This window comes from Microbacterium pasadenense, assembly GCF_047246565.1.
Lineage (GTDB): Bacteria > Actinomycetota > Actinomycetes > Actinomycetales > Microbacteriaceae > Microbacterium.
On sequence record NZ_JBFOKN010000001.1, the window covers coordinates 1 to 25,604 of the forward strand.

General features: G+C 71.6%; 19 protein-coding genes and 2 pseudogenes. 8 read left to right on the forward strand and 13 right to left on the reverse strand.

The window, feature by feature from the left end; all coding sequences use genetic code 11:
- Window positions 1–288: pseudogene (locus AB3M83_RS00005) on the forward strand (hypothetical protein); the annotation flags it as partial.
- Window positions 289–470: 182 nt separating this feature from the next.
- On the opposite strand, the gene AB3M83_RS00010 reads toward AB3M83_RS00005, so the two are convergent.
- Genes AB3M83_RS00010 through AB3M83_RS00020 form a run of 3 tightly spaced genes read right to left on the reverse strand, consistent with a single transcriptional unit; the run spans window position 471 to window position 4,282 of the window.
- Entirely contained in the window at window positions 471–2,498 is a 2,028-nt protein-coding gene (locus tag AB3M83_RS00010) for a cytochrome b/b6 domain-containing protein (RefSeq protein WP_412944291.1), read from the reverse strand.
- A 7-nt stretch (window positions 2,499–2,505) separates the two neighbouring features.
- Window positions 2,506–3,495, reverse strand: a complete 990-nt coding sequence (locus AB3M83_RS00015; RefSeq protein WP_412944292.1) for an electron transfer flavoprotein subunit alpha/FixB family protein — start codon at window positions 3,493–3,495, stop codon at window positions 2,506–2,508.
- Between the two features lie 10 nt (window positions 3,496–3,505).
- Window positions 3,506–4,282: an electron transfer flavoprotein subunit beta/FixA family protein gene (locus AB3M83_RS00020; RefSeq protein WP_412944293.1), complete on the reverse strand. Its 777-nt coding sequence runs from the start codon at window positions 4,280–4,282 to the stop codon at window positions 3,506–3,508.
- A 210-nt stretch (window positions 4,283–4,492) separates the two neighbouring features.
- Here AB3M83_RS00020 and AB3M83_RS00025 point away from each other — a divergent pair, with 210 nt between their 5' ends.
- Window positions 4,493–5,713, forward strand: a complete 1,221-nt coding sequence (locus AB3M83_RS00025) for an acetyl-CoA C-acetyltransferase (protein WP_412944294.1) — start codon at window positions 4,493–4,495, stop codon at window positions 5,711–5,713.
- Window positions 5,710–7,260, forward strand: a complete 1,551-nt coding sequence (locus AB3M83_RS00030) for an enoyl-CoA hydratase-related protein (protein ID WP_412944295.1) — start codon at window positions 5,710–5,712, stop codon at window positions 7,258–7,260. The genes AB3M83_RS00025 and AB3M83_RS00030 overlap by 4 nt, the downstream gene beginning before the upstream one ends.
- Before the next feature lie 104 nt (window positions 7,261–7,364).
- Here the strand turns inward: AB3M83_RS00030 and zapE are convergent, their stop codons facing one another.
- Both zapE and AB3M83_RS00040 read right to left on the reverse strand, forming a co-directional pair.
- Window positions 7,365–8,366: a cell division protein ZapE gene (zapE, locus tag AB3M83_RS00035; protein WP_412944296.1), complete on the reverse strand. Its 1,002-nt coding sequence runs from the start codon at window positions 8,364–8,366 to the stop codon at window positions 7,365–7,367.
- A 141-nt stretch (window positions 8,367–8,507) separates the two neighbouring features.
- Window positions 8,508–9,284 (reverse strand): enoyl-CoA hydratase-related protein, encoded by a 777-nt coding sequence (locus tag AB3M83_RS00040; protein WP_412944297.1) that lies wholly within the window; start codon window positions 9,282–9,284, stop codon window positions 8,508–8,510.
- A gap of 184 nt (window positions 9,285–9,468) precedes the next feature.
- Here AB3M83_RS00040 and AB3M83_RS00045 point away from each other — a divergent pair, with 184 nt between their 5' ends.
- Window positions 9,469–13,179 (forward strand): choice-of-anchor I family protein, encoded by a 3,711-nt coding sequence (locus tag AB3M83_RS00045; protein ID WP_412944298.1) that lies wholly within the window; start codon window positions 9,469–9,471, stop codon window positions 13,177–13,179.
- Window positions 13,180–13,252: 73 nt separating this feature from the next.
- Here AB3M83_RS00045 and AB3M83_RS00050 read toward each other — a convergent pair whose 3' ends face one another.
- The 4 genes from AB3M83_RS00050 to AB3M83_RS00065 are packed head-to-tail and all read right to left on the reverse strand — an operon-like array spanning window position 13,253 to window position 17,515.
- A complete protein-coding gene (locus tag AB3M83_RS00050; RefSeq protein ID WP_412944299.1) occupies window positions 13,253–14,443 on the reverse strand; it encodes a bifunctional 2-methylcitrate synthase/citrate synthase in 1,191 nt (396 codons plus the stop codon).
- A 2-nt stretch (window positions 14,444–14,445) separates the two neighbouring features.
- A complete protein-coding gene (gene prpB, locus AB3M83_RS00055) occupies window positions 14,446–15,348 on the reverse strand; it encodes a methylisocitrate lyase (protein WP_412944300.1) in 903 nt (300 codons plus the stop codon).
- On the reverse strand, window positions 15,348–16,874 hold the full coding sequence (locus AB3M83_RS00060) for an MmgE/PrpD family protein (protein ID WP_412944301.1): 1,527 nt from the start codon (window positions 16,872–16,874) through the stop codon (window positions 15,348–15,350). The genes prpB and AB3M83_RS00060 overlap by 1 nt, the downstream gene beginning before the upstream one ends.
- On the reverse strand, window positions 16,871–17,515 hold the full coding sequence (locus tag AB3M83_RS00065) for a GntR family transcriptional regulator (RefSeq protein ID WP_412945946.1): 645 nt from the start codon (window positions 17,513–17,515) through the stop codon (window positions 16,871–16,873). Before AB3M83_RS00065 ends, AB3M83_RS00060 begins: the two co-directional genes overlap by 4 nt.
- A 179-nt stretch (window positions 17,516–17,694) precedes the next feature.
- Between AB3M83_RS00065 and AB3M83_RS00070 the strand changes: the two are divergent.
- Window positions 17,695–18,671, forward strand: a pseudogene (locus AB3M83_RS00070) (zinc-binding dehydrogenase).
- Between the two features lie 50 nt (window positions 18,672–18,721).
- Window positions 18,722–19,255, forward strand: a complete 534-nt coding sequence (locus AB3M83_RS00075; RefSeq protein ID WP_412944302.1) for a ribonuclease H family protein — start codon at window positions 18,722–18,724, stop codon at window positions 19,253–19,255.
- Between the two features lie 2 nt (window positions 19,256–19,257).
- On the opposite strand, the gene AB3M83_RS00080 is transcribed toward AB3M83_RS00075, so the two are convergent.
- The 4 genes from AB3M83_RS00080 to rlmN all read right to left on the reverse strand — a co-directional run bounded on the left by AB3M83_RS00080 (window position 19,258) and on the right by rlmN (window position 22,544).
- Complete coding sequence (locus AB3M83_RS00080; protein WP_412944303.1) at window positions 19,258–19,614, reverse strand: VOC family protein; 357 nt, start codon at window positions 19,612–19,614, stop codon at window positions 19,258–19,260.
- A gap of 56 nt (window positions 19,615–19,670) precedes the next feature.
- Entirely contained in the window at window positions 19,671–20,153 is a 483-nt protein-coding gene (locus AB3M83_RS00085) for an NUDIX hydrolase (RefSeq protein WP_412944304.1), read from the reverse strand.
- 16 nt (window positions 20,154–20,169) lie between these two features.
- The gene (locus tag AB3M83_RS00090; RefSeq protein ID WP_412944305.1) at window positions 20,170–21,183 is read right to left on the reverse strand and encodes an aldo/keto reductase family protein; all 1,014 of its coding nucleotides are present in this window, start codon (window positions 21,181–21,183) and stop codon (window positions 20,170–20,172) included.
- A gap of 83 nt (window positions 21,184–21,266) precedes the next feature.
- Window positions 21,267–22,544, reverse strand: a complete 1,278-nt coding sequence (rlmN, locus tag AB3M83_RS00095) for a dual-specificity RNA methyltransferase RlmN (protein WP_412944306.1) — start codon at window positions 22,542–22,544, stop codon at window positions 21,267–21,269.
- A 58-nt stretch (window positions 22,545–22,602) separates the two neighbouring features.
- On the opposite strand from rlmN, the gene AB3M83_RS00100 reads away from it, so the two are divergent.
- Both AB3M83_RS00100 and AB3M83_RS00105 read left to right on the forward strand, forming a co-directional pair.
- Window positions 22,603–23,487 carry a PRD domain-containing protein gene (locus AB3M83_RS00100; RefSeq protein ID WP_412944307.1) on the forward strand — a complete coding sequence of 295 codons (885 nt, stop codon included), beginning with the start codon at window positions 22,603–22,605 and terminating at the stop codon, window positions 23,485–23,487.
- Between the two features lie 221 nt (window positions 23,488–23,708).
- A complete protein-coding gene (locus AB3M83_RS00105) occupies window positions 23,709–25,568 on the forward strand; it encodes a beta-glucoside-specific PTS transporter subunit IIABC (protein WP_412944308.1) in 1,860 nt (619 codons plus the stop codon).
- Window positions 25,569–25,604 lie beyond the last annotated feature (36 nt).

Consider the following 25,604-nt stretch of genomic DNA (forward strand, 5'->3'; position numbering starts at 1 on the left):
CTGCTCGTCGGCGGAGACGCCGGCCCGCAGCGCGAGAGCCGGATGGCGAGGGCCGCGATGACGATGGATGCCGGCGGACAGGTGCGCCGAGGCCGGGCCGATACGGCCGCACGACCGGCGGTGCGGGTGAGGCCTGCGGCGCCGGCTGAGGCCACGCCGGCACCACCGGTCGTGCAGCCGTACCCGGTTGCCGCGGCCGGGGCCGCCCGCCGGTCGGCACTGGCATCCGTCCGGCCGGCACCCGACACCCGGTCCGGCCCCGCCGCTCCCGCCCGGCACGGCCACTGAGCGGCGATACGGACGCACGACCGGCGGTGCGGGTGACGCCTCTGGCGCCGGCTGAGGCCACGCCGGCACCACCGGTCGTGCAGCCGCATCCGGATTCCGGCGGCCGACCGTCCCGTCCGGGGCCGAGATCCGAGACCCGAGAGTCGGTCCGCGCCGACGGGGCCCGGACCGACGGGCCTGGGTCAGCGGCCGCTGACGTTGCCGAACAGGCGCGCGATCGGGGCGACGACGATCGGCCTCGCCGCGACATACGCGCCCACGGTGACGGCGAGCGAGAGCGCGAACATCCAGAACCCGGTCCAGTTGTCGGCGTAGGCATCCGGGTCGACCGAGCCCTGCGCGGCGTACATGTGGTTGAGGTTCCGCAGCGCTCCCGTCGACAGCACCAGGGCGACGTGGATCACGATGAACACGACGAAGTAGAGCATCGTCGGGAAGTGCAGCCTGCGCGCCCACTCGACGGGGAACAGCTGGTTCAGCTTCGCGGCGTTCTTCGGCCACACGGCGCTCATCCGGTACCCGGTGATCGCGGCGACCGGTGCCGCGATGAACACCGTCGTGAAGTACGTGATCTGCTGCAGCGCGTTGTAGTTCACCCAGCCGTTCTCCGTCGGCCAGTCGAGCGAGACGTACTGCAGCGCCGCCGACACGACGTTGGGGAACACCTCCCACGACGTCGGGATGATCCGCATCCACTGTCCCGTGACGAACAGCAGGACCACGAAGACGACGCCGTTCGCGAGCCACAGCACGTCGAGCGCCTGGTGCAGCCACAGGGTGAGGCTCATCTTGCGCTTGCGGTGCTTCTTCGACGTCCAGAACGCGCTCGGCCGCTTCTCGTGCCGCACCTGCAGACCGGTGCGGATGACGAGGACCATCAGGAACGCGTTGAAGAAGTGCTGCCAGCCGACCCACGCGGGGAAGCCCACCGGTGCGGTCTCGGGCAGGTGGTACTCGCCGGGGTAGGTGGTGACGAAGTCCTGCAGCGGCTCGAGACTCAGCAGCCAGCGGACGGCCAGGACGGCCATCGCGGCGCCGAACAGGATCGCGCCGCCGCCGATGACCACGACGCCCGCCCACTGCGCCTTGGTGAACGGTCCGATCCGGTCGGGTTCGGGCCGCGCGACGGGCGTGCGCGCGACACCGGCGTGCGCGAGCGCACGCTCCCGCAGCGGTGCGAGCGGAGGAGCGGATGCCGTCGCCGCAGCGGCGGCATCGGTGCCGGACGGCGCGGGGACGGCGGGCACCGCGGCTGCGATCCCGCTCGACGGGCCGATCCCGGTGATGGGAGACGCCGGGGCAGGGGGCTCGGCGACCGCGCCGGAGTCGCGGGCGGTCTCGGCTGCCGCAGCAGCGGCGCCGTGCGCGGGGTCGGCGTCCCGCGCGGCGGGCTCGGCCGCGACGGGTTCGGCGACGCCGGCGGCGACGGACGGCGCCGGGACGGCTGCCGGGACGACCTCCGCACTCGGCGTCGCCGACACCGGCTCGGCCGACGCCGCCCCAACACCGGCGGGGGGCCAGGGCGCTCCACCGGACTCGCGCGGCAGGCCGCGACGGAGCGTTCCACCGGAGGCATCGCCGCCGCGAACGGCCTTGGCGACGGGCGCAGGCCGCTCGGCATCGACGTCGGCGCCGGCCTGAGGGCCCGGAGATGCCGCCTCCGCATCCTGGTGCGGCGGAGCGGACACGACCGTCTCGGCGGCGGCGTGCGGGGTGAGGGAGGGAGCATCCGCGCGAGGCGCGTCGACGCCCGGGGCGGCAGGAGCGACGGATGCCGGCGGCCACGGCTCCCCGCCTGCGACCCGCGGCAGGCCGCGTCGCACGGTCGCCCCCACAGGAGCGGGGACACCGGGGACCGGTTCGCCGTCGGTGTCCTGAAGGCCGACGTCCGAAGGAGCATCGGCATCCGACGCCGGCGAGGGCGCTCCGACGTCCGGCCCAGCCGAAGGCGCTCCGACGTCCGTACCCGCAGCCGACGCCGCCGCACCGGCATCCACTGCCCCGGCGCCCGGCGCGGCCGCAGCGGCGTCCTCGGCTGCCGCAGCCGCACCGGCGTCTGCCACGGCATCCGCACCGGCGGCAGCCACCGCATCCGCACCGCGCGACGCCGCGGCATCCGCGTCGGCCGGAGCGTCTCCCGCGGCAGGCCAGGGGTCGCCGCCAGCCGTGCGCGGTAGACCGCGGCGCACCGTGCGTGCGTACGTCGCCATATGTTCCCTACTTCTTTCCGGCTTCGAGCGCCGCGATCAGCTGCGGGACGACCGTGAAGACGTCACCGACGACGCCGAAGTCGGCGATGTCGAAGATCGGCGCATCTCCATCCTTGTTCACCGCGACGATCGTCTTCGCCGTCTGCATGCCGGCCCGGTGCTGGATCGCCCCGGAGATGCCGAGGGCGATGTACAGCTGAGGGGCGACGGAGACGCCGGTCTGGCCGACCTGATACGAGTACGGCACGTAGCCGGCGTCCACGGCGGCGCGGGAGGCACCGACGGCCGCGCCGAGCGTGTCCGCGAGGTCCTCGACGAGGGCGAACTTCTCCTTCGATCCGAGCCCGCGGCCGCCCGAGACGACCTTGCCGGCACCCCGGAGCTCGGGCCGGGACGACGTCGCCACGGCCTCGTCGAACGATTCGATGGTCGCGGCCGGAAGCCCGGACGCCGCGACATCGAGCGGCACAACGACGGGCGACGCGACCGCCTCGGCGCGGGCATCGATCGCGCCCTGCCGGATCGTGATGACGGCGGCGCCGAACGTCGGCGCACTGATCGAGGTGTACGCGCCGCCGTAGACGGAATGCTCGGCGAGCACGCCCTCGGCGTCGCGGGCCACGCCCACCGCGTCGACGCAGAGCGCCGACGACGAGCGCACCGCGAAGCGGCCGGCGACGTCCCGTCCCTCGATGGAGTTCGAGATCAGCACCGCATCGGGCGTGACGAGGGCGGATGCCGCAGCCAGCGCGTCCACGACCGGGACGGTCAGCGCGGTGTCGGCGCCGTTCAGTCCGGTCGTCAGGACGACGGCCGCACCCAGCTCCCCCGCGGCGGCGACGACGGCGTCGCGACGCTCCTCGCCGACGACGATGAGCGCGACCGGCGTGCCCACCTGCGCCGCGGCGCCGAGCAGGCCCGCAGCCGACTTGGCGAGCTCACCCGACGGCATCACGTCGAGGTGGACGAGGATCGAATCTGCAGCGAAATCAGTCATGGTGCGCTCCTCAGGCCAGTCGGTTCTCGAGCAGAAAGGCCGCGAGCTTCTCGCCGGCATCCCCCTCGTCGACGATCTTCACGCCGGCAGCCCGTGCCGGCTTCTCGTTCACGGCGGTGAGGATCGACTGCGGCGCGGTGGCCGGGTCGATCTCGACGCCGAGGTCGGCCAGCGACAGGATCTCGAACGGCTTCTTCTTGGCCGCCATGATCCCCTTGAAGTTCGGGAACCGCGCATCGGGCAGCGCCTCGGTGATCGACACGACGGCGGGCAGCGGGGCGGAGACGACGGCGGTTCCGGCATCCGTCGCACGCGTCCCGGTGACGGTGCCCTCGGAGATCCCGATCTCGGCGAGCGCCGTCGCATGCGGCACCCGGAGGTGCTCGGCGAGCATCGCCGGCAGCACACCGCCGGAGCCGTCGGTGGACAGGTTGCCGGCGATCACGAGGTCGAAGCCGGTGCGCTGCAGCGCCGCGCACAGCACCCGGGCGGTCACGCCCAGGTCGGCCCCCGCGAGCGCGTCATCGACGATCTGGACGGCGGATCCGGCACCCATCGCGAGCCCCTTGCGCACGGATGCCGCGGCGGCCTCGGGCGCCATCGACATGACGACGACCTCGGTGCCGTCGTGCGTGTCGGCGTACGACAGCGCGACCTCGAGCGCCCGCTCGCCGATCTCATCCAGCACACGCTCGGATGCTCCGCGGTCCGCCAGACCCGTTTCCAGGTCCAGCCGGCGGTCACCGTACGTGTCCGGGACTTCCTTCACCAGGACGACGATCTTCATTGACTCCTCCTCGACATTCCCCCCGAGTCTAGGTCGGCGGATGTGCGCACCTGCGCACCTGCGCGTGCGGCGCCAGGCCGGGGGACGGCCCTGCGCACGGCGGGGGCCCGATGCGACGGGGTCCGAGAGCGAACGGGACCGGGTTCCGCTCCGGCGGTTGACGACGGCCGCGACGTTTGCGACGGTGCAGGAGGACGAGGGAGACCGCGAATGACCGACGCATACATCTACGACGCCGTACGCACGCCGCGAGGCAGGAACAGGGGCGGCGCCCTGCACGGCACGAAGCCCGTCGATCTCGTGGTGACCCTCATCGATGCCGTGCTCCGGCGCAACCCGGGACTGGATGCCGCGGACGTCGACGACGTCGTGCTGGGCGTCGTGTCCCCGGTGGGCGAGCAGGGCGGTGACATCGCCCGCACGGCGGCGCTCGTCGCGGGCCTGCCCGAGACGGTCCCGGGCGTTCAGGTGAACCGCTTCTGCGCGTCCGGGCTCGAGGCGGTGAACCTCGCTGCCCAGAAGGTGGCGTCCGGCTTCGAGGACCTCGTCCTCGCGGGCGGTGTCGAGTCGATGTCGCGGGTGCCGCTCGGATCGGACGGCGGCGCCCACGCCCAGGACCCCACCACCAACTACGACACCTACTTCGTGCCGCAGGGGATCGGCGCCGACCTGATCGCGACGACGGAGGGCTTCAGCCGCGCCGACGTCGACGCCTACGCGGCCCGCTCGCAGGAGCGGGCGGATGCCGCGTGGCGAGAGGGCCGCTTCGATCGCTCGATCGTGCCCGTCACCGATCCGAACGGGGTGGTCATCCTCGACACCGACGAGCACCGGCGACCGGGCTCCACCGTCGCGTCGCTGGGCGAGCTCCCCGCGAGCTTCCGCACGCTCGGCGCCGAGGCGGGGTACGACGCCGTCGCGCTGCAGAAGTACCACTGGGTGGAGCGCATCGACCACGTCCACGGCCCGGGCAACTCGTCGGGGATCGTCGACGGCGCCGCCCTCGTCGTCGTCGGGTCGGCGGCCGCGGGCGAGAAGGCCGGGCTCGTCCCGCGGGCGCGCATCGTCGCGACCGCCGTCACCGGGTCGGAACCCACGATCATGCTCACCGGGCCGACGCCCGCCACCCGCAAAGTGCTGGATCGGGCGGGCCTGACCGTCGACGACATCGATCTGTTCGAGCTCAACGAGGCGTTCGCGGCCGTCGTCCTGAAGTGGCAGCGGGACCTCGGGATCCCCGACGACAGGGTGAACGTCAACGGCGGGGCGATCGCGATGGGGCATCCGCTGGGAGCGACGGGCGCCATGATCCTGGGGACGCTTCTCGACGAGCTCGAGCGCCGCGATCTGCGGCGCGGCCTCGCGACGCTGTGCGTGGGCGGCGGGATGGGCATCGCGACCATCATCGAACGCGACGGAGGACAGTCGTGAGCGAGCGGGGCGTCGCCGGGTACGCCTGGGAGCAGGACGCGGACGGGATCGTCACCATCACCCTCGACGACCCCGGCAGCGCGGTCAACACGATGAACGATCACTTCGCGACCTCGTTCGCCGCGACGGTCGACCGCCTCGAGGCGGAGAGGACCCGCCTCGCCGGCGTGATCCTCGCATCGGCGAAGAAGACCTGGTTCGCCGGCGGCGACCTCACCCGGCTGCGTGCGGCCGACCCGTCCCGGGCCGCGGCCGAGACCGCCGAGCTCGAGGGGATGAAATCGCTCCTGCGCCGTCTCGAGCGACTCGGGAAGCCGGTCGTCGCGACCCTCGCCGGCACCGCCCTCGGCGGCGGCCTCGAGCTCGCCTTGGCCACTCACCACCGCATCGCCGCCTCGGACGTCGACGGAGCCCGCTTCGGGCTGCCGGAGGTCTCTCTCGGACTGCTCCCCGGCGGCGGCGGCATCACGCGACTCGTCCGGATGCGGGGGCTGCAGCGGGCGCTGCAGGATGTCATCCTGCCCGCCCGCGCGTTCAGTGCCGCGGAGGCGCTGGCCGTCGGGATCGTCGACGAGATCGCACCGGCGGAGGAGCTCCCGGCGCGGGCACGCGCCTGGATCGCCTCCCATCCCGCCCCGGTGAAACCGTGGGACGAGCCGGGGTTCTCGCTGCCCGGCGGGGCGATCTCCTCACCTCCGGTGGCCGGGATGCTGCCGGTGCTGCCGGCCCTCCTTCGCGCCCACCTGGGCGGGGCCCCGTCGCCGGCTCCCCGCGCAGCGATGGCGGCAGCCGTCGAGGGGGCGTACGTGGATTTCGCGACGGCGTCGCTGATCGAGACGCGATACTTCGTGCAGCTGTCGCACACCCCCGCCGCGAAGAACATGATCGACGCCTTCTTCGACGCGCAGGCCGTCGCACGCAGCGGCCACCCCGTCCCCGCGGAGCTGGCCGACCGCATCGTCCGGGCGTTCGTCCGTGAAGGCATCGCGGCTGTCGCCGACGGCGCCGAACCGGCATCCGTGGAGCAGGCCGCCCGGCAGGCCGGATTCCGGAGCGGCCCGCTGCGGCTGGCGGACGATCTCGGACTCGATGAGCTCCGCCGCTCGTCGCGAGAGCATCCGGCCGACGCCGTCATCACCTGGATGCGGGACGATGCCGGGCGCGATGGGCACGCCGGCGGGGCCGGCTTCTACGACCGCGACGACTCCGGGGAACCCGCACGGATATGGCCCGGCCTCCGCGAGCGCTACGGCTCGGCGCCTCACCGGATCCCGCTGGCGGACCTGCAGGACCGGATGCTGTTCGCCGCGGCTTTCGCGGCGATCGCCGACGTCGACGCGGGCCGGGTCGCCTCCGCGGCAGAGGCGAACGTCGGATCGCTGCAGGGCGCGCGCTTCCCCGCGTGGACGGGAGGGGCCGTGCGCTACGTCGACCAGTACGCCGGCGGGGTCGCCGGCTTCGCCGCCCGGGCGCGTGAGCTGGCCGACGCGTACGGCGAGCGCTTCGGGCCGCCGGCATCCGTTCTCACGAGGGCCGCGACCGGGTGAGCGTTCGTGCGGGGGGCGTCGCCCGCTCCCTCGCGCACCCGGACGGGGCGAGCTCGCCAGTGACCGTCGGCCACGGGACGGACAGGTCCGAACGGTGGGAGCAGTCAGCCGCGCAGTGCGCCGAGCCGGCTGAGGGTTCGGGCTGCGTCCACCGGGACCCGGGCGGCCTCGGCCAGCCGCGCGAAGGGCCCCGCCGCGATGACGTCCAATCGCACGTCCCGGTCGTACAGCACGTCGACGAGGGTCGTGAGGCGCATCAGCGGCTCGGTGCGCACGCCGCCGAGATCGGGGACCTCGTGCAGCTCCAGGGCGTCGAAGCGGTCAGCCAGCCACTGGTACTCCCGCACCCCGACCTCGGACTCGCAGAGCTGCGCGAACGTGAACACGACGCGTCGGCCGTCGACGCGGCGGGCGTGCAGCGGGATGCCGCTCGCGTCGAGCCGGGCCGGCGCCGACCGGTCGCCGCCGACGACTTCGCCCGTGACCGGCAGCGCCTCCGGGGCAGCCCGCCAGGATCCCGACGCGAAGCGCCGTCGCGTCTCGTGCCCCTGCGCGCGGTGATCGGGACCTTCACCCACCGCCACGATCGTGGCGCGTGCCTGGATCTGCGCGATGGCCGGGGCGAAGCGGTGGTGGTGCTGCGGGTCGGGCAGCAGGTCGGCCGGGGAGTAGTTCGACGTCGTGACGAGCACGATGTCGTCCTCCGTGGCGACCTGCAGGAGCGCGGAGAGGTAGACGGCGTCTGCGACGTCGTGAACGTGGAACTCGTCGATGAGCAGCGCGCCGGTGCCCTCGAGCAGGCGACGGAGGACGACGGCGGGTGTCTTCCAGTCCCGCGCGATCTCGGCCTGCAGCAGACGGAACAGCTCGTTCAGGTGCAGCCTCGTCGCCCCCTCGACGTCCAGGGCGGCAAGGTACAGCTCGGCGAGCAGGGACTTGCCGCGGCCGACGGGTCCGTGCAGGTAGAGGTCGACGCGGTCAGCGGCGAGGATCGCCTCGACGGCGGCCCGCTGCGCGTCGTCCAGATCCATCCCGGATGCGGCGATCGCGTCGGCGAAGCGGGCGTGGACGGCGCCGACCGAGAGCGGATCGCGCGCGGGGATCACCGCGTCGCCTGGTCTCCCCGGCTCCCGGTGCGGTGATTCCTCCGCCGGGGATGCCGACGTCGTCGCGTCCGCCGTCATGACACCGCCCTTCCCGAGAAGCCTATCCGCGGCGGGGGCCGCCGCCGGCCGGCCGGCTGGGGCTCAGCGGTGTGTGAACCTCGCGGTCCGCTTCTCGCGGAAGGCGGCCATGCCCTCCTTCTGGTCGGCCGTGTCGAACAGTCCCGCGAACACGGCGCGCTCGAATCGGAGGCCTTCGGCGAGGCTCGACTCCTGCGCGGCGTCGAGCGCCGCGGTCGCGGCGTACAGCGACGGCAGCGACTTCGAGGCGATCGCGTCCGCCGTCTGCTGGGCCTCGGCGAGGAGCTGGTCGGCGGGGACCACCCGTGACACGAGACCGGCGCGTTCCGCCTCGGCGGCATCCATCCGGCGACCCGTGAGGATGAGATCGGCCGCCTTGTACGGCCCGATCGCCCGGACGAGACGCTGCGTGCCGCCCATGCCGGGGATGACGCCGAGGGTGATCTCGGGCTGCCCGAAAGCCGCCGTCTCGGCCGCGAGGATGATGTCGCACATCATCGCCAGCTCGCAGCCGCCGCCCAGGGCGTAGCCGGCGACGGCCGCGATCACCGGAGTGCGCACAGCGGCGAACCGGTGCCACTGGCCGAAGTGGTCGCTCATGACCATCTCGGGTCCGGTGAGGTCCGCCATCTCCTTGATGTCGGCTCCGGCGGCGAACGCCCGCTCGCCGCCGGTGAGGACGATGGCGCCGATGCCCTGGTCGGCGTCGAAGGCCTCCGCTGCCGCGACGACGTCGTGCATGACCTGGGCGTTCAGCGCGTTGAGCGCCTCGGGGCGGTTGAGGGTGATCCAGCCGACGCGCCCGCGCGTCTCGGTCAGGATGGTCGCGTAGTCCGTCATGCCCTCATGCTCGCAGACGTGCTGCCCGGTGGCATCCCGGATCCCCCGGGAGCGCGTCGGCAGGCCGGCATCGATCCGTCACGTGCCGTTCACCGGTCGGCCACCGACGGTCACGCGCGCGTCATCCGGCCTGGATAGGACGGGTGAGCGCACATCGCGCACTCATCCCGACCAGAGGAATCCGATGCTTCCGCATGCCTTCCGCAGGGTCGTCGCGCTCGGCGCGGCGACCGCTCTCACCTGCACCCTGGCCGTCGCCGTCGCCCCCGCCGCGACGGCGGCCGTGACGGCCGACCCGGTCACGGTGTCCGCGCCGTCCGCGGCCCTCGAGCTGACGCCGATCGGCTCGTACGAGACGGGCGTGTTCGACGAGTCCGCCGCCGAGATCGTCCAGGCGCACGGGGACCGCCTGTTCGTCGTCAACGCGAAGGCCGGCGTCGTGGACGTCCTCGACACCAGCGACCCGGCCGCCCCCGCCAAGCTGTTCTCGATCGCCGCACGCGGTGTCGCGAACTCCGTCGCCATCCGCGAGGACGGCCTCGGCGCCATCGCGCTCGAGGCCGACGACAAGACGGCGGCCGGCCGGCTCGTGTTCTTCGACGCGGATGCCGGCAGCGCCGACGCCGCCGTCCTCGGCGCCGTGAGCGTCGGGTCCCTCCCCGACATGGTCACGATCACCGACGACGGGCGCTACGCGGTCGTGGCGAACGAGGGCGAGCCGGCAGACGACTTCAGCGTCGACCCGGAGGGGTCGATCTCGGTGATCACCCTGCCCTCCGGCCGAGCGGCACCCGGCGACGGCGACGTGCGCACCGCCGGCTTCGGCGCGTTCGAGGCGCCCGGCGCCCTCGAGGACGACGTCCGCATCTTCGGCCCCACCCCGCACGGCGACGACGCACCGGTGAGCCGCAACCTCGAGCCGGAGTACATCACCGTCGTCGGCGGCACGGCCTATGCGACGCTCCAGGAGGCGAACGCCATCGCCGTCGTCGACCTCGCCCGCGCGACCGTCACCGACATCCACGCGCTGGGGTTCAAGGATCTGGGTCTCGCGGGCAACGCCCTCGACGCGAGCGACCGTGACGGCGGGTACCGGCTGCGCAGCTACGACGGCCTCAACGGCATCTACATGCCGGATGCGATCGACTCCTACACCGTGGACGGCACGACGTACCTCGTCACCGCGAACGAGGGCGACGCCCGCGAATGGGGCGATTACGTCGAGCCGGCACGCGTGAAGGATCTCGGCAAGAAGGGCCTGGCCCCCGTCTGCGCCGACAGCCCGCTGGCCGGGCTGACGGGCGACGCCGACCTCGGCCGCCTCACGGTCACCACCGCCGACGGGCTCGACGAGGCGGGCACCTGCTACGAGGAGCTGTACGCCTTCGGCGGCCGGTCGATCTCCATCTGGACGACCACCGGCGACCTCGTCTGGGACTCCGGCTCGAGCCTCGAGAAGGTCACCGCGGACGCCGCCCCGGACTTCTTCAACTCGAACCACTCCGAATCCGGCGCCGAGGGGCGCAGCGACGACAAGGGCCCCGAGCCGGAAGCCGTCACGATCGGCACGCTGAGCGGGCGGACGTACGCGTTCGTCGGGCTCGAGCGCGTGGGCGGCATCGCCGCCTACGACATCACCGACCCGGCATCCGCCTCGTTCGTCACGTACGTCAACAACCGGGACTTCGCCGAGTCGGTCGAGGACGGCGGCGACCTGTCGCGTGCCGGCGACCTGGGACCCGAGAGCGTCGCCTTCATCCCCGCGGCGGAGTCCCCGACCGGCGTCCCCCTGCTCGCCGTCGGCAACGAGGTGTCCGGGACGACGACCCTGTTCCGGATCGAGGACGCACTCGCCCCGATCGAGATCGACGTCCTGACGATCAACGACTTCCACGGCCGTCTCGAGCAGAATCTCGCGAACGGCGAAGCGGGGGCCGCCGTCATCGCCGGCGCCGTCGACGCGTTCGAGGCCGCGAATCCGAACACGCTGTTCGTGTCGGGGGGCGACAACATCGGCGCCTCGACGTTCACGTCCTTCATCCAGCAGGACGAGCCGACCATCGACGCGCTGACGGCGGCCGGACTCGACCTCGGCGCCGTCGGGAACCACGAGTTCGACGGCGGCTTCGCCGACCTGACCGACCGGGTGCTCCCCCGATTCGGCGGCGACCGGTTCGGTCTCGGCGCGAACGTGTACCGGAAGGGCACCACGACCCCGGCGCTGCGCGAGTACGCGATCCAAGAGGTCGACGGCGTGCGCGTCGGGTTCATCGGCACGGTCACCGAGCAGACCGCCGCGATGGTGAGTCCCGACGGGATCGCCGGTCTCGACTTCGGCGATCAGCGGGAGGCCGTGGATCGCGTCGCGGCGCAGATCGCGGACGAGACGGACGTCATCGTCCTGCTGACGCACGAGGGTTCCGCCGTGGACTCGTGCGAGGCCATCGCCACCGAGGCGACGGAGTTCGGCCGGCTCGTGCGGGAGGCATCCGACGAGGTCGACGCGATCGTGTCGGGGCACACCCATCAGGAGTACGCGTGCGAGGTCGCCGGGCGCCCGGTCGTCCAGGCGCATCAGTACGGGACCACGCTCGGCAAGCTCGACATCTCCGTCGACCGCGCGAGCGGATCGCTCGTCTCCATCGCGGGCTCGGTCGTCCCGCTCGTCGAGGACGGCGCGGCCGCGTTCGACGCCGACCCGCAGGTCGCGGCTCTCGTCGCCGAGGCCGTCGCGGTCGCCGCCGAGGCCGGTGCCGTGCCCGTCGGCGAGATCAGCGCGGACATCCTCCGCGGCGGCACCGCAGGCTCGGACCGCGGGGTCGAGTCATCGCTCGGCAACCTGGTCGCCGACATGTACCTGTGGGCGGCGTCGAACGAGGACTATGCGGGCACGCCGGCGCAGATCGGGATCATGAACCCCGGCGGGCTCCGCGCCGACCTGCTGTTCGGCGACGACGGCACGCAGAGCTACCGGGACGTGGCGAACGTGCAGCCGTTCGCCAACACGCTCGTCACCGTCACCCTCACCGGCGCGCAGCTGAAGGCGGTGCTCGAGGAGCAGTGGCAGCCCGCCGGCTCGTCACGGCCCAAGCTGCACCTGGGCGTGTCCGAGGGCTTCGCGTACGAGTACGACCCCGACGCCGCCCGCGGCGAACGGATCGGCGTCATGACCCTCGACGGAGCCGCGCTCACGGCCGACGACCCGGTGACGGTGGTCACCAACTCGTTCCTGGCGGGGGGTGGCGACAACTTCGCGTCCTTCGCCGAGGGCACCGACCGCACCGACACCGGTCAGGTCGACCTGGCGGCGTCCGTCGCGTACTTCGCCGCGCGCGACGTGGTCGACCCGGCACCGCTGGGCCGGGCCGTCGTCGCCGAACCCGGTGAGCCTGGGACGCCGGGTGAGCCCGGTGAGCCCGGGACCCCGGGTGAGCCCGGTGAGCCTGGGACGCCGGGTGAGCCCGAGCCGACCGACCCGCCGCAGACCGGCGGGGACGACGCGGGTGACAGCTGGGCGACCGTCGAGCTGAGCGCCGACAGCGTCCGGCAGGGCGGCGCGCTGCGGGTGACGCTGTCGGACCTCGTGCCGGGCCAGCGCGTCGGCGCGACGCTGCACAGCGAGCCGATCGTCGTGGCAGGCATCCCGGCGGCGGATGCCGCCGGTCGGATCGTCTTCACGGTCTCGATTCCCCGCGACCTCGAGCCCGGGGAGCACACGCTCGTCCTCGAGACACCGGGCGAGGACGACATCCGCGTCGCCGTCACGGTCACGCCGGACGGCGAGCTCGCGAGCTCGGGAGGCGACGCGGGACCGCTCGGCGCACTGCTGGCGGGCGCCGGTCTGCTCGTGGCGCTCGGTGCGATCCTGATGCGTCGTCGCCGTCAGGCGGCCTGAGCCCCACCGCTCACGAGCACGGCCCGCCACCCTCGGGTGGCGGGCCGTGCTCGTCCGGGCGGGCGGAGCCGCGTCAGCCCGCCGCCTCCTCGGGGCGCTCGATGGCGTCGACCTCGGCGGCATCCGGGACATAGCCCTCGATGTGCCGCTCGTCGGGACCGTCGTAGGCCGCGAGCGGTCGGATCAGCGCGTTGGACGCCTGCTGCTCCATAATGTGCGCCGTCCAGCCGGTGATGCGCGCCGCGATGAACAGCGGCGTGAACGTCAGCGTGTCGAAGCCCATGAGGCTGTACGCCGGACCGGAGGGATAGTCCAGGTTCGGGTAGATGCCCTTGCGCGCGACGAACTCGGACTCGAGCGCGTCGTACAGCTCGGCCACGTCGGGGCGGCCGTAGTGCTCCACGAGCGTGTCGAGTGCCTGTCTCATCGTCGGCACGCGTGAATCGCCGCGCTTGTACACGCGATGGCCGAAGCCCATGATCTTCCGCTTCGCGGCGAGCGCGTCGTCGAGCCACGGGACCACGTTCTCGGCCGACCCGATCTCGGTGAAGATGTGCAGGACGGCCTCGTTCGCGCCGCCGTGCAGCGGGCCCTTGAGCGCTCCGATCGCCCCGACGACGGCCGAGTACAGGTCGCTCAGCGTCGAGGTGATGACACGGGCGGTGAAGGTGGACGCGTTGAAGGAGTGCTCGGCGTACAGGATCATCGACCGGTTGAAGGCGTCGACGACGACGGCATCCGGCTCCTCGCCGAACGTCATCCAGAGGAAGTTCGCCGCGTAGTCGAGGTCCTCGCGCGGCTCGATCGGCTCGAGTCCGTGCCGGCGCCGCTGCCCGTAGGCGATGACCGCGGGGAGCGCCGCGAACAGGCGGATGCTGCGGTCCAGGTTCTCCGCCGGAGTGCCGGCGGCGTCGAGCACGTTGTCGATCCCCGCCGTCTCGAACGCACCGAGGAGACTCACGACGGTGCGCACCTCGTCCATCGGATGCGCCGCGACCGGCATCGCGTCGATGAAGGCGCGCACGTCATCCGGCAGCGCGCGGTTCGCCCGCTCGACGGCGCGGAGCTCGCCGAGCTGCTCCTCGGTCGGCAGCTCGCCGCGCCAGAGGAGGAAGGCGACCGCCTCAAAGGACTGCGTCGCGGCGAGCTCCTGCACGGGGTAGCCGCGGTACACCAGGGAGTTCGTCTCGGGGTCGACCTTGCTGACAGCCGTGACGTCGGCGTAGACGCCGGCGAGGCCCTTCTTGATGTCCGGTTCGCTCATGGTCACTCCTTCGGGATCTCGAAGTTGAAGACGTTCGTGTCGAAGTGGTTGTACGACTCATAGTCGATCAGGTCGTACAGGTCCGCGCGGTGCTGCATCTCGCCGAGCCTCGAGGTCAGGTGCCCCTCATCGATCAGCGTATCCAGCGCGCGACCCGCCGCGCCCATCGCCATCCGCAGCAGCGACACCGGCCAGATGACGATGTTCACGCCGACATCGCGCAGCTGGTCGACCGTGAACAGGTCGCTCTTGCCGAACTCGGTCATGTTGGCGAGGATCGGCACGTCCACGGCGGACCGCATCGCGTCGAACTCCGCGAGCGTGCGCATCGCCTCGGGGAAGATCGCGTCGGCGCCGGCGTCGACGAGCCGGCGTGCCCGTTCGGTGGCGGCATCCAGCCCCGCGACGGCGCGGATGTCGGTGCGCGCCATGATGAGGAAGTTCGGGTCGCGGCGGGCATCGACGGCGGCGCGGATGCGTTTGAGGGCGGTGTCGTCGTCGACGACGGCTTTGCCGTCGAGGTGGCCGCAGCGCTTCGGATTGACCTGGTCCTCGATGTGGGTGCCGGCGATGCCGGCGTCCTCGAGGGTCTGCACGGTGCGGGCGACGTTCATCGGCTCGCCGAAGCCGGTGTCGGCGTCGATGATGGCCGGCAGCTCGGTCATCCGCGCGATCTGCTGTCCTCGCGAGGCCACCTCGGTCAGCGTCGTGAGGCCGATGTCGGGCAGGCCGAGGTCGGCCGACAGCACGGCGCCCGAGATGTACACGCCCTCGAAGCCCTTCCGCTCGATCAGGCGCGCGGACAGCGGGTTGAACGCACCCGGGAACCGCAGCAGCTCGCCGCTCGCGAGCCGCTCGCGGAACAGCCGCCGCTTCTCGATGGCCGGGGTCTGGGAGTACAGCATCAGAACAGGCCTTTCGGCGCGGGAGCCGCCTCGAGAAGACCGGTCCTCGCCACGATGTCGAGCTCGCGGACCTCGTCGGCGGTGAGCTCCGGAAGTCGCTGCACGAGCTCGAGGAACCGGTCGATCTCGTCCGACTCGAGGACGGGCTGGGCGAGCAGGGTGAACTTGCGGATGTAGTCCGCCCGGGCGAACGGCCGGGCGCCGAGCGGGTGCGCGTCGGCGACGGCGATCTCGTCGACCACCGTGGAGCCGTCGGCCAGCGTGATCTCGACGCGACCGCCGAACGCCTTCTCGGCCGGGTCCTCGGAGTGGTACCGGCGCGTCCACTCGGCATCCTCCGCCGTCGTGACCTTGTGCCACAGCTCGACGGTGTCGGGCCGGGCGGCGCGCTCGGGCGTGTAGGAGTCGATGTGGTGCCAGCCGCCGTCCTGCAGCGCGACCGCGAAGATGTACGGGATGGAGTGGTCGAGCGTCTCGCGGGATGCCGTCGGGTCGTACTTCTGCGGATCGCCGGCGCCCGACCCGATCACGGTGTGCGTGTGGTGGCTCGTGTGCAGGACGACCGAGGCGATGTTCGCGGGGTCGCGCAGCTCGGGACGGGCGGTGCCCAGCTTCCGCGCCAGATCGATCCACGCCTGGGCCTGGTACTCGGCCGAGTGCTCCTTCGTGTACGAGTCGAGGATGCCGCGCTTCGGCTCGCCGGCGGCGGGGAGCGGCACCTCGTACCGGGCGTCCTTGCCGTCGAGGAGCCACGCGATGACGCCGTCCTCGCCCTCGTAGATCGGGCTCGGCGAGGTCTGTCCGCGCATCGCCCGGTCGACCGCCTCGACGGCCATCTTGCCCGCGAAGGCGGGCGCGTGCGCCTTCCACGTGGAGATCTCGCCCTTTCGCGACTGCCGCGTCGCGGTGGTGGTGTGCAGCGCCTGCGCGACCGCCTGAGAGATGGTGTCGGCGTCGAGGCCGAGCAGGGTCCCGATGCCGGCCGCCGCCGACGGGCCCAGGTGGGCGACGTGGTCGATCTTGTGCTTGTGCAGGCTGATCGCGCGGACGAGGTCGATCTGGATCTCGTAGCCCGTCGCCAGCGCGCGGACCAGCGCCGCACCGTCGGCGCCGACGTGCTGCGCCACCGCGAGGATCGGCGGGATGTTGTCGCCCGGGTGCGAGTACTCCGCCGCGAGGAAGGTGTCGTGATAGTCCAGCTCGCGAACGGCGACGCCGTTCGCCCACGCCGCCCACTCCGGGCTGGTGCGCACGTCGTTCGGCGCGCCGAACAGGGTCGCGCCGGCGCCGCCGGTCGAGATGGGGTGCGCGAGCGCCTGCGCACGCGCCGAGCAGATCGGCCCGCGGGTGAGCGAGGCGGCCGCGACGGACGCGTTGTCGATGATGCGGTTGACGATCATGTCGACGACGTCGGGCTCGACGTCGACGGGATCGACCGCGACCTGCGCGATCCGGTAGGCCAGCTGCTCCTCGCGCGGCAGGGGCTCGTCGCTTCGGTACACACGGACGTGCTGGGTGACGGTCATGTCTGGGCCTCCAGGGAGTCGAGGATCGAGGTCAGGGCGTTGTGCAGATGGACGTGGGTGGCGGAGGCGGCGAGCTCGGGGTCGCGCTCCGCGATGGCCGTGGCGATGAGGCGGTGCTCGGCGACGGAGGCGGCGAGCCGTGCCGGCTTGTCCCGGGCGAGCCGGCGCACCCGGACGAGGTGGGTCCGCACGGTGCGGAGCGCCGCGGTCAGATAGTCGTTGTCGACGGCCGCATCCAGCGCTCCGTCGAAGCGGGCGATGAGCGCGAAGTAGCCGTCGGCGTCCCCGCTGGATCCGACGCCTCGACGCTCGATGTCGGCGAACTCCCCGGCGAGGCCCGCGAAGGTCGCCGGCCGGCCGTCACGAGCGGCGAGCCGGGCCGCCGTCTCCTCGAGCGCGCGCCGCACCTGGAACAGGTCGCGGATGTCATCGGCGTCGATCGCCGTGACGACGGTGACGCGGGCGGATGCCTGTGCGACCAGGCCGTCGGCGGCGAGACGGCTGAGGGCCTCGCGGAGGGGCGTGCGACTCACGCCGAGACGCGTCGCCTGCTCCACCTCACCGAGCACGGCGCCGGGCGCGAGGGCGCCGGACTGGATCTCGTCCAGCAGCGTCGCGTAGGCACGGTCGCTGGCTCGCACGGCGTTCCCCCTCGTCAGCATCGACCCTCAGTGTATACATAAGGCGGCGGCAGACGGCCGATAGCCCGCAGTTCGCCTCGATAGGTATACATCGTCCCGCCGACGCACCTGCGCCCGTCCGGCCCTCCCCCGCCCGGATGGCGACGAGAATGGGATTCCACGTCGACATCGGAGGTTTCATGCGCGCACTCGTCCACGCCGAATTCGGAGACCCGGCTGACGTCCTCGAGGTCGAGGATGTCGGGACCCTCGAGCCGGGACCGCGCGAAGCCCGGGTGCGGATGCTCTTCTCCCCGATCCACAACCACGACCTCTGGACCATCCGAGGCACGTACGGCTTCCGGCCCGACCTGCCCGCCCGTTCGGGCACCGAGGCGGTCGGCGTCATCGACGCGCTCGGCGCCGAGGTCGAGGGCCTTGAGATCGGTCAGCGGGTGGCGACGGGCGGGACGTTCGGCGTCTGGGCGGAGCAGTTCATCGCGGATGCCGCGGGCCTCATCCCCGTCCCCGAGGACCTTCCCGACGAGCAGGCGGCGCAGCTGGTGTCGATGCCGTTCAGCGCCCTCAGCCTGATCCACTCCCTCGACCTGAACCCGGGAGACTGGATCGTGCAGAACGCCGCGAACGGCGCCGTCGGTCGCATGGTCGCCCAGATCGGCCGGGCACGCGGCATCAACGTCCTGGGCCTCGTTCGGCGCAGCGGCGCGGTCGACGAGCTGGCGGAGCAGGGGATCGAACGCGTCGTCGCCGTCGACGCCGACGACTGGCGCGAGCGGGTCGCGGCGATCACCGGCGGTGCGGCCATCGTCGCGGGCGTCGACTCGGTGGGCGGCGCGTCGAGCCGGCAGATCCTCTCCCTGATCGGCGAGGGCGGCACCCTCGTGGTGTTCGGCGCCATGGCGGCATCCGTGATGGAGATCGATTCGGGTGACGTCATCTTCCGTCAGCTGACGGTGACGGGCTTCTGGGGCAGCAAGGTCAGCGCCGGCATGGATGCCGCCACGCGCGGCGAGCTGTTCGCAGAGCTCGCCCGGCATCTCTCCTCGGGCGTGCTGACACTGCCGGTGTCGGCGACATTCCCGCTCGACCGGCCGGCGACGCCGTCCGGGCCAGCCTGACGGCCGGCCGGGTCGGAAAGGTGCTCCTGCGGCCGTGACGCCCGAGCCGCCGCGCGGTGCCATCGCCGCGCCCGGGTAGCGTGGACGGGTGACCGAAACCTCTCGCTATGTCGTGGCCACGGACGGCGCCTGCAAGGGCAATCCCGGACCCACCGGCTGGGCCTGGGTCGGCGAGGATGGGCACTGGGCCGCCGGCTCGGTTCCCGTGGGGACGAACAACATCGGCGAGCTGCTGGGTCTGCTGCGCGCGATCGAGGACCACGCGGACGTCGCCGAACTCGTCGTCCAAGCCGACTCGAAGTACGCCATCGACACGTACGAGAAGTGGATGGACGGTCACCGTCGTCGCGGCTGGAAGACGTCGACGGGCGCACCGACGAAGAACGTCGACCTGCTCGAGCAGCTCATCGTCGCGCGCGACGCGCGGCGCGCGGCCGGGCTCCCCGACGTGATCCTCGAGCACGTTCGCGGTCACCGGGGCCACGTGCTGAACGAGTGGGCCGATGAGCGCGCGGTGCGGGGCGCCGAGCACGCGGCATCCGGCACGGCGAGCGCGTGGTCGTCCCTCGGCGGGCGGCACGACCGGCTCGACGTGTCGGATGCGCCGAAGAAGAAGCGCTGAGCTCAGCCGGTTCCCTCGAACAGGCCGATCTGATTGCCGTCGGGATCGACGATGACAGCCCATGAGCTCGTCTCGTCGATGGGGCCTTTGGGCATCAGGACGCTCCCGCCGTGCGCCCTCGCCGTCTCGATCGCGGCGTCGATCGAGTCGACCTCGACGATCGAACGCGGCTGTGTCAGATCTGGGGTGCGCTCCGTCAGCGCTCCGCCGCTGATGCCGTTCGGGGCCCGCCACATCGGATAATCCTCGTACCCCGGGCTCTCGCTGATCGACCAGCCGAACAGCGCTCCGTAGAACTCGGTCGCCTTCGCGAAGTCCGAGACGGGGATCTCGGTGTGGGTGATGTCGCCGTGTGCCATTGCGGCCCCTTTCTCCTCGGCCAGTGTCGACCTCCGCGACGGCGGCCGCAAGACCCTCAGTCGAGGGTTCCGAGCAGCTCGGCGAGGCGCTCCAGCGCGGGTCGCTGGCCCTTCACGAGGAGGTCGGCGGCGCGATCCACCGGCACCCATTCCGCCCGGTCGACCTCGGGGAACGAGGCCGTGCGGCCCGAGCGCGGCGGCCACTCCATCTCGAATTCGCCGAAGACGAAGTCGGAGTCGGATGCGGCGAAGTCGGCGCCGTCGGCGACGAACACCGTCACGCGTTTTCCCGACGCGTAGGGGAACGTGCCGAGCTCGGCGTACGCGACGTCGGGCGGGTCCACGCCCAGCTCCTCCCGGAACTCGCGCTTGGCGGCATCCAGCGGCTGCTCGCCCTCATCGAACTCGCCCTTCGGGATCGACCAGGCGGCTTCGTCCTTGTTCTGCCAGTACGGGCCGCCCATGTGCGCGATGAGCGCCGACACCCGCCCCTCGCCGTCGAGGCGATAGAGGAGGATGCCGGCGCTCATCGTCGCCATGACGGGCGGCCGCGACTCAGATCAGACGGGCTTTGGGAGACACCGAGTACGTCTCCTCGGGATCGGTGACGGCGGCGGGGGCCAGCGCGTCGTTGATCGCGGCGTAGGTGGCGTCGTCGAGCTCGATGCCCGAGGCCTTGACGGTGTCCTCAAGCTGCTCGGGGCGCGACGCACCCACCAGCGCCGCCGCGATGTTGGGGTTGTGCAGGACCCAGGCGAGGGCGAGCTGGGGCATGGTGATGCCCGCTTCCTCGGCGATGGGCGCGAGCTTCTGGACGGCGGTGAGGACCCCGTCGTGCATGAAGCGCGAGATCATCTGCGAGCCGCCCTTGTCGTCGGTGGCGCGCGAGCCTTCGGGCAGCGGCTGACCGGGCACGTACTTGCCGGTGAGCACGCCCTGCGCGAGCGGCGACCAGACGATCTGCGAGATGCCCAGCTCCTCCGAGGTGGGGATCACCTTGCCCTCGATGACGCGCCACAGCGCGGAGTACTGCGGCTGGTTCGAGACGAGCTGGAAGCCGAGCTCCTTCGAGAGGGCGTGGCCGGCGCGCAGCTGCTCGGCGGTCCACTCGCTGACGCCGATGTACAGCGCCTTGCCCTGCCGGACGACGTCGGCGAACGCCTGCATCGTCTCTTCGAGCGGGGTCTCGTAGTCGTACCGGTGCGCCTGATACAGGTCGACGTAGTCCATGCCGAGGCGCTTCAGCGATCCGTCGATGCCTTCGAAGATGTGCTTGCGCGACAGTCCGTGGTCGTTCGGTCCCTTGCGGCCGATCGGCCAGTAGACCTTCGTGAACACCTCGAGCGATTCGCGGGGCTGCCCCTTGAGCGCCTCGCCGAGGACGACCTCGGCCGCCGTGTTCGCGTAGGTGTCGGCGGTGTCGAACGACGTGATGCCGAGGTCCAGCGCCTTGTGGACGGTGGCGATGGCGGCGTCGTTCTCGACCTGCGACGCGTGCGTCAGCCAGTTGCCGTAGGTGAGCTCTGAGACCTTGAGTCCGCTGTTTCCGAGGAAGCGATAGTTGACCATGAGAAAACGTTACCGCCAGCGCGGCGCGGCCGGGCCGGGGCTTGACACGGGTCCGCGGCCGGCGGAATCCGGCGCGTCGCGGATCAGGCGCTCGCCGCGGCCGCCTGGTCCTCTTCCGTCGCCACCAGCTGGCCGCACGCGCCGTCGATCTCCTTGCCGCGGGTGTCGCGGAGGGTCGTCGGGATGCCGGCCTCGTTCAGGCGGCGGACGAACTCGTTCTGCACGTCCACGTCGGACGAGGTCCAGATCGAACCGGGCGTCGGGTTCAGCGGGATCGGGTTGACGTGCACCCAGCCCGAGCCGCGCTCGTTGAGCTTGCTGGCGAGGAGGTCGGCACGCCAGGCGTGGTCGTTCATGTCCTTGATGAGCGCGTATTCGATGGACACCCGTCGGCCGGTCTTCTCGAAGTACTCGCGGGCGGCGTCGAGGGCCTCATCGACCTTCCAGCGGGAGTTCACCGGGATGAGCTCGTCCCGCAGCAGGTCGTCGGGGGCGTGAAGCGACAGCGCGAAGGTGACGGGGATGTCCTCGGCCGCCAGCTTGCGGATCGCGGGGACGAGCCCGACGGTCGAGACCGTGATGCCGCGCGCGCTCATGCCGAGGCCGTGCTTCTTGTCGACCATCGTCCGCACCGCCTGCATGACGCGGGCGTAGTTGGCCAGCGGCTCCCCCATGCCCATGAAGACGATGTTGGTGACCCGCTCGTCCTTGTGGCCGACCTTCCGCGGGTCGCCGAGGCCGCCGTCCGCGATGAGGCGGTTGGCGCGGACGACCTGCTCGATGATCTCGGCGGCCGACATGTTGCGGGTCAGCCCCGCCTGGCCGGTCGCGCAGAACGGGCAGTTCATCCCGCAGCCGGCCTGGCTCGACACGCACAGCGTGATCCGCCCCGTGTAGCGCATCAGCACCGACTCGACGAGCGCGCCGTCGTGGAGCTTCCACAGGAACTTGATGGTGTCGCCGCCGTCGGTCTCGAGCCGACGCACCTCGGTGAGGAGGTCCGGGAGCATCCCGGTGACGAGCTGTTCGCGATCGGATGCCGGGAGGTCCGTCATCTGCGCCGGGTCGGAGGTGTAGTGCTGGAAGTAGTGCTTCTCGAGCTGACCGGCGCGGAAGCCGGGCAGGCCGAGCTCTTTCATCTTCTCGACGCGCTGGTCGTGCGTCAGGTCGGCGAGGTGCACCGGCGGCTTGCCGCGCTTCGGGCTCGCGAACTGCAGGAGGGGACGACCTTCCGCATCCTTCTGCTGGGTCCAGCCCTCGGTCGCGGGGCGCACCTGGCGGGCTCTCGCGGCGGCTGCCCCCGGCGTCGTCGTACGCACAGCGGTCATGCCCACGGGGCGCTCGGGAGTGGACTCAGTCATGGTGTCAAGGGTAGAGGAGCCGCCTGGGCGGTGGCCGGGCGCGCCTAGACTTCTGGCCATGACGCAGAAGGGCCCGCAGCGCAGCGGAACGCTCGCGCACAAGGTGCTCAACAACAACGTCGTCATCTCCCTCGACGAGCAGGGCCGCGAGCGCGTCCTCATGGGCCGCGGGCTCGGGTTCGGCCTGAAGGCGTCGGACACGATCGACCCGGGGAAGGTCGAGAAGACGTTCATCCTCGAGGGCGGCGAGGACGGCGATCGCACGCGCCGGATGCTCACCGATGTCCCGTACCCGGTCATCGAGGCCGTCTCCCGGGCCGTGGACCAGGCCGAGCGCACGCTCGGCCACCACCTGGGGCGACGCCTCACCCTGGCCGTGATCGATCACATCCAGTTCGTCCTCGAGCGCCTGGACAAGGGCATCCGGATCCCGACCGCGAGCATGCCCGAGCTGCGCGTCCTGCATCCGCGGGAGTTCGCGGCGGCGACGGCGATGGCGGCGGCCATCGCGACGGCCCTCGAACGCGAGCTGCCTCCCGAGGAGGCGGTGTTCCTCACGATGCACCTGCTGAATGCCACGCGCGACGAGCCGAACGGGACCGCCGCGCTCCTGTTCCGACGGGTGCAGCACGTCGTCCACACCGTCGAGAACGGGCTGGGAGTGACGCTCGACGTCGAGAGCCCGGACTACGCGCGGTTCATCCTGCACATCCAGTTCCTGCTGCAGCGGCTCGTCTCGCGCACCATGCTGCGCAACGCCGACAGCTCGTTCTTCGAGTTCGCCAAGCACAGCTATCCCCGCTCGTTCGGGATCGCCCAGCAGGTGAAGGCGTACGTGCGCGCCGCGACCGAGTCGGAGCTCACCGACGAAGAGCTGCTGTACGTCATCGTCCACGTCGAGCGCCTCGCCTCGCAGATCGGTGCGGAGCCGTCGGGCGGCTGACGGTGGCGCCGGACGCCGAGCGCGTGCTAACGTGACCGACTGCAGGGCGAAGCAGCTCTGCGGACGCGACGGATTGTTACTGCGGCAGCAGGCAAAACCTGAACTCACATCGCTTTTTCGGCGGTGAACGAGTTCAGGTTTTTTTGTTGCCCGGATTCAGCCCGGAAGCGTCCGGAGCCCCCGATATGCCGCACCGATGCGGCGAGAGAGAGCGTGTCCCGATGGACTACTCCACAACTGCGGCCGGCGTCCTGAAGGGCGTCGGCGGCGAAGACAACGTCAGCTCACTCGTGCACTGCGCGACCCGACTCCGCTTCGTCCTGAAGGACGAAGCGAAGGCGGATGCCACGGCCGTCAAGGCCGTTCCCGGCGTCGTCACCGTCGCACAGGCCGGCGGCCAGTACCAGGTCGTGATCGGCAACGACGTCCCCGACGTCTACGCCGAGATCGGGAAGATCTCGAACATCGGCGGCTCGGCGGCCGACGTCGCGGCCGGCGACGCCCCCAAGGGCAACCTGTTCAACCGCTTCATCAGCATGATCTCCTCGATCTTCACTCCGGTGCTCTGGGCGCTCGCCGGGACCGGCCTGCTGAAGGCCTTCCTCGCGGCCGCGGTCACGTTCGGATGGATCTCGACGGACACCTCGACGTATGCGGTCCTCAACGCCCTTTCCGACGCGTTCATCAACTTCCTGCCGATCGCGCTGTCGATCACCGCGGCGCGCTACTTAAAGGCGAACGAGTGGACATCCCTCGCCGTCGCCGGCGCGCTCGTGTACCCCACCATGACGGGGCTCGTCGGCCAGCCCGACCTGACGTTCTTCGGCATCCCCTTCACGATGGTCAGCTACGTCTCGAGCGTCATCCCGATCATCGCGATCGTGTGGCTGCAGAGCCACGCCGAGAAGTTCCTCTACGCCAAGCTTCCCGGCGCCGTCCGCCGCTTCATCACCCCGATGATCGTCGTCCTCATCGCCGTCCCCCTCGTGTTCGTCGTCATCGGGCCCATCTCCGACCTGCTGGGCGGGGCGCTCGGACGCGGCATCGGCTGGGTCTTCGACAACGCCCCGTGGGCCGGTGGCGCCATCATGGGCGGCCTCTGGCAGGTCTTCGTCATCTTCGGCCTGCACTGGGGCCTGGTCCCCCTGTTCACCCTCGAGTTCCAGACCACCGGGCAGATCGCGCTGATCGGACCCGTCTTCGCCGCCGTCCTGGCGCAGGCGGCCGCCGTCGCCGGCGTCTGGGTGCGTGCCCGCAACCGCAACCTGAAGTCGCTCGCCGCGCCCGCCACGCTGTCGGGCTTCCTCGCCGGCATCACCGAGCCCGCCATCTACGGCATCAACCTGCCGCTCAAGCGACCGTTCGCCTTCGGCATCGTGGGCGGTGCGATCGGTGGAGCCATCATCGCCATCGGCGGGGTCTTCTCGACCGCCTTCGTCGTCCCCTCGGGCCTCGCGCTGCCCGCGCTCCTCGGCAACGGCAACATGCTGATGCTGGGCCTCGGTCTTCTGGTCGCGATCGTCGTGCCGTTCCTCCTCACCGTCATCATCGGCTTCGTCGAGCCGGCCGAGGACGCGGCACCGGCCCCCACGGCCTCGGAGAACGACCTCGTCGTGCTGAGCCCGCTCGACGGCACCGTCCTGCCCCTGTCGGAGACTCCCGACGCCGCGTTCGCCGACGGCGCGCTCGGCGACGGCGTGGCGATCATGCCCCGCAGCGGGGCCCTGTACGCGCCGTTCGACGCCACCGTCGCCGCGGCGTTCCCGACCGGCCATGCGCTGGGCCTGCGGCACGCCGACGGCGCCGAAGTGCTCATCCACATCGGCATCGACACGGTCAAGCTCGGCGGGAAGCACTTCGACGTCAAGGTCACCACCGGCCAGGAGGTCAAGGCGGGCGACCTGCTCGTCGAGTTCGACGGCGATGCGATCGAGCGGGCCGGGTACGACCTGACCACGCCGATCGTCGTGACCAACGGCGACCTGTACCCGACGATCACCGACCGCGCCTCGGGCCCCCTCGGCCATGGCGAGCCGCTGTTCACCGCCGTCACGGTCGAGTCGACGGCGACCGCCGTCTGAGCGATCGGATGCCGGGTGTCCTCCGCCACGCGACGG

What these genes read in the sequence shown, in the direction of transcription:
- AB3M83_RS00010 (WP_412944291.1), bottom strand. Translation starts at nt 2,498, where the DNA reads ATGGCGACGTACGCACGCACGGTGCGCCGCGGTCTACCGCGCACGGCT.
- AB3M83_RS00015 (WP_412944292.1), bottom strand. Translation starts at nt 3,495, where the DNA reads ATGACTGATTTCGCTGCAGATTCGATCCTCGTCCACCTCGACGTGATG.
- AB3M83_RS00020 (WP_412944293.1), bottom strand. Translation starts at nt 4,282, where the DNA reads ATGAAGATCGTCGTCCTGGTGAAGGAAGTCCCGGACACGTACGGTGAC.
- AB3M83_RS00025 (WP_412944294.1), top strand. Translation starts at nt 4,493, where the DNA reads ATGACCGACGCATACATCTACGACGCCGTACGCACGCCGCGAGGCAGG.
- AB3M83_RS00040 (WP_412944297.1), bottom strand. Translation starts at nt 9,284, where the DNA reads ATGACGGACTACGCGACCATCCTGACCGAGACGCGCGGGCGCGTCGGC.
- AB3M83_RS00045 (WP_412944298.1), top strand. Translation starts at nt 9,469, where the DNA reads ATGCTTCCGCATGCCTTCCGCAGGGTCGTCGCGCTCGGCGCGGCGACC.
- AB3M83_RS00050 (WP_412944299.1), bottom strand. Translation starts at nt 14,443, where the DNA reads ATGAGCGAACCGGACATCAAGAAGGGCCTCGCCGGCGTCTACGCCGAC.
- prpB (WP_412944300.1), bottom strand. Translation starts at nt 15,348, where the DNA reads ATGCTGTACTCCCAGACCCCGGCCATCGAGAAGCGGCGGCTGTTCCGC.
- AB3M83_RS00060 (WP_412944301.1), bottom strand. Translation starts at nt 16,874, where the DNA reads ATGACCGTCACCCAGCACGTCCGTGTGTACCGAAGCGACGAGCCCCTG.
- AB3M83_RS00080 (WP_412944303.1), bottom strand. Translation starts at nt 19,614, where the DNA reads ATGGCACACGGCGACATCACCCACACCGAGATCCCCGTCTCGGACTTC.
- AB3M83_RS00085 (WP_412944304.1), bottom strand. Translation starts at nt 20,153, where the DNA reads ATGGCGACGATGAGCGCCGGCATCCTCCTCTATCGCCTCGACGGCGAG.
- AB3M83_RS00090 (WP_412944305.1), bottom strand. Translation starts at nt 21,183, where the DNA reads ATGGTCAACTATCGCTTCCTCGGAAACAGCGGACTCAAGGTCTCAGAG.
- rlmN (WP_412944306.1), bottom strand. Translation starts at nt 22,544, where the DNA reads ATGACTGAGTCCACTCCCGAGCGCCCCGTGGGCATGACCGCTGTGCGT.
- AB3M83_RS00100 (WP_412944307.1), top strand. Translation starts at nt 22,603, where the DNA reads ATGACGCAGAAGGGCCCGCAGCGCAGCGGAACGCTCGCGCACAAGGTG.
- AB3M83_RS00105 (WP_412944308.1), top strand. Translation starts at nt 23,709, where the DNA reads ATGGACTACTCCACAACTGCGGCCGGCGTCCTGAAGGGCGTCGGCGGC.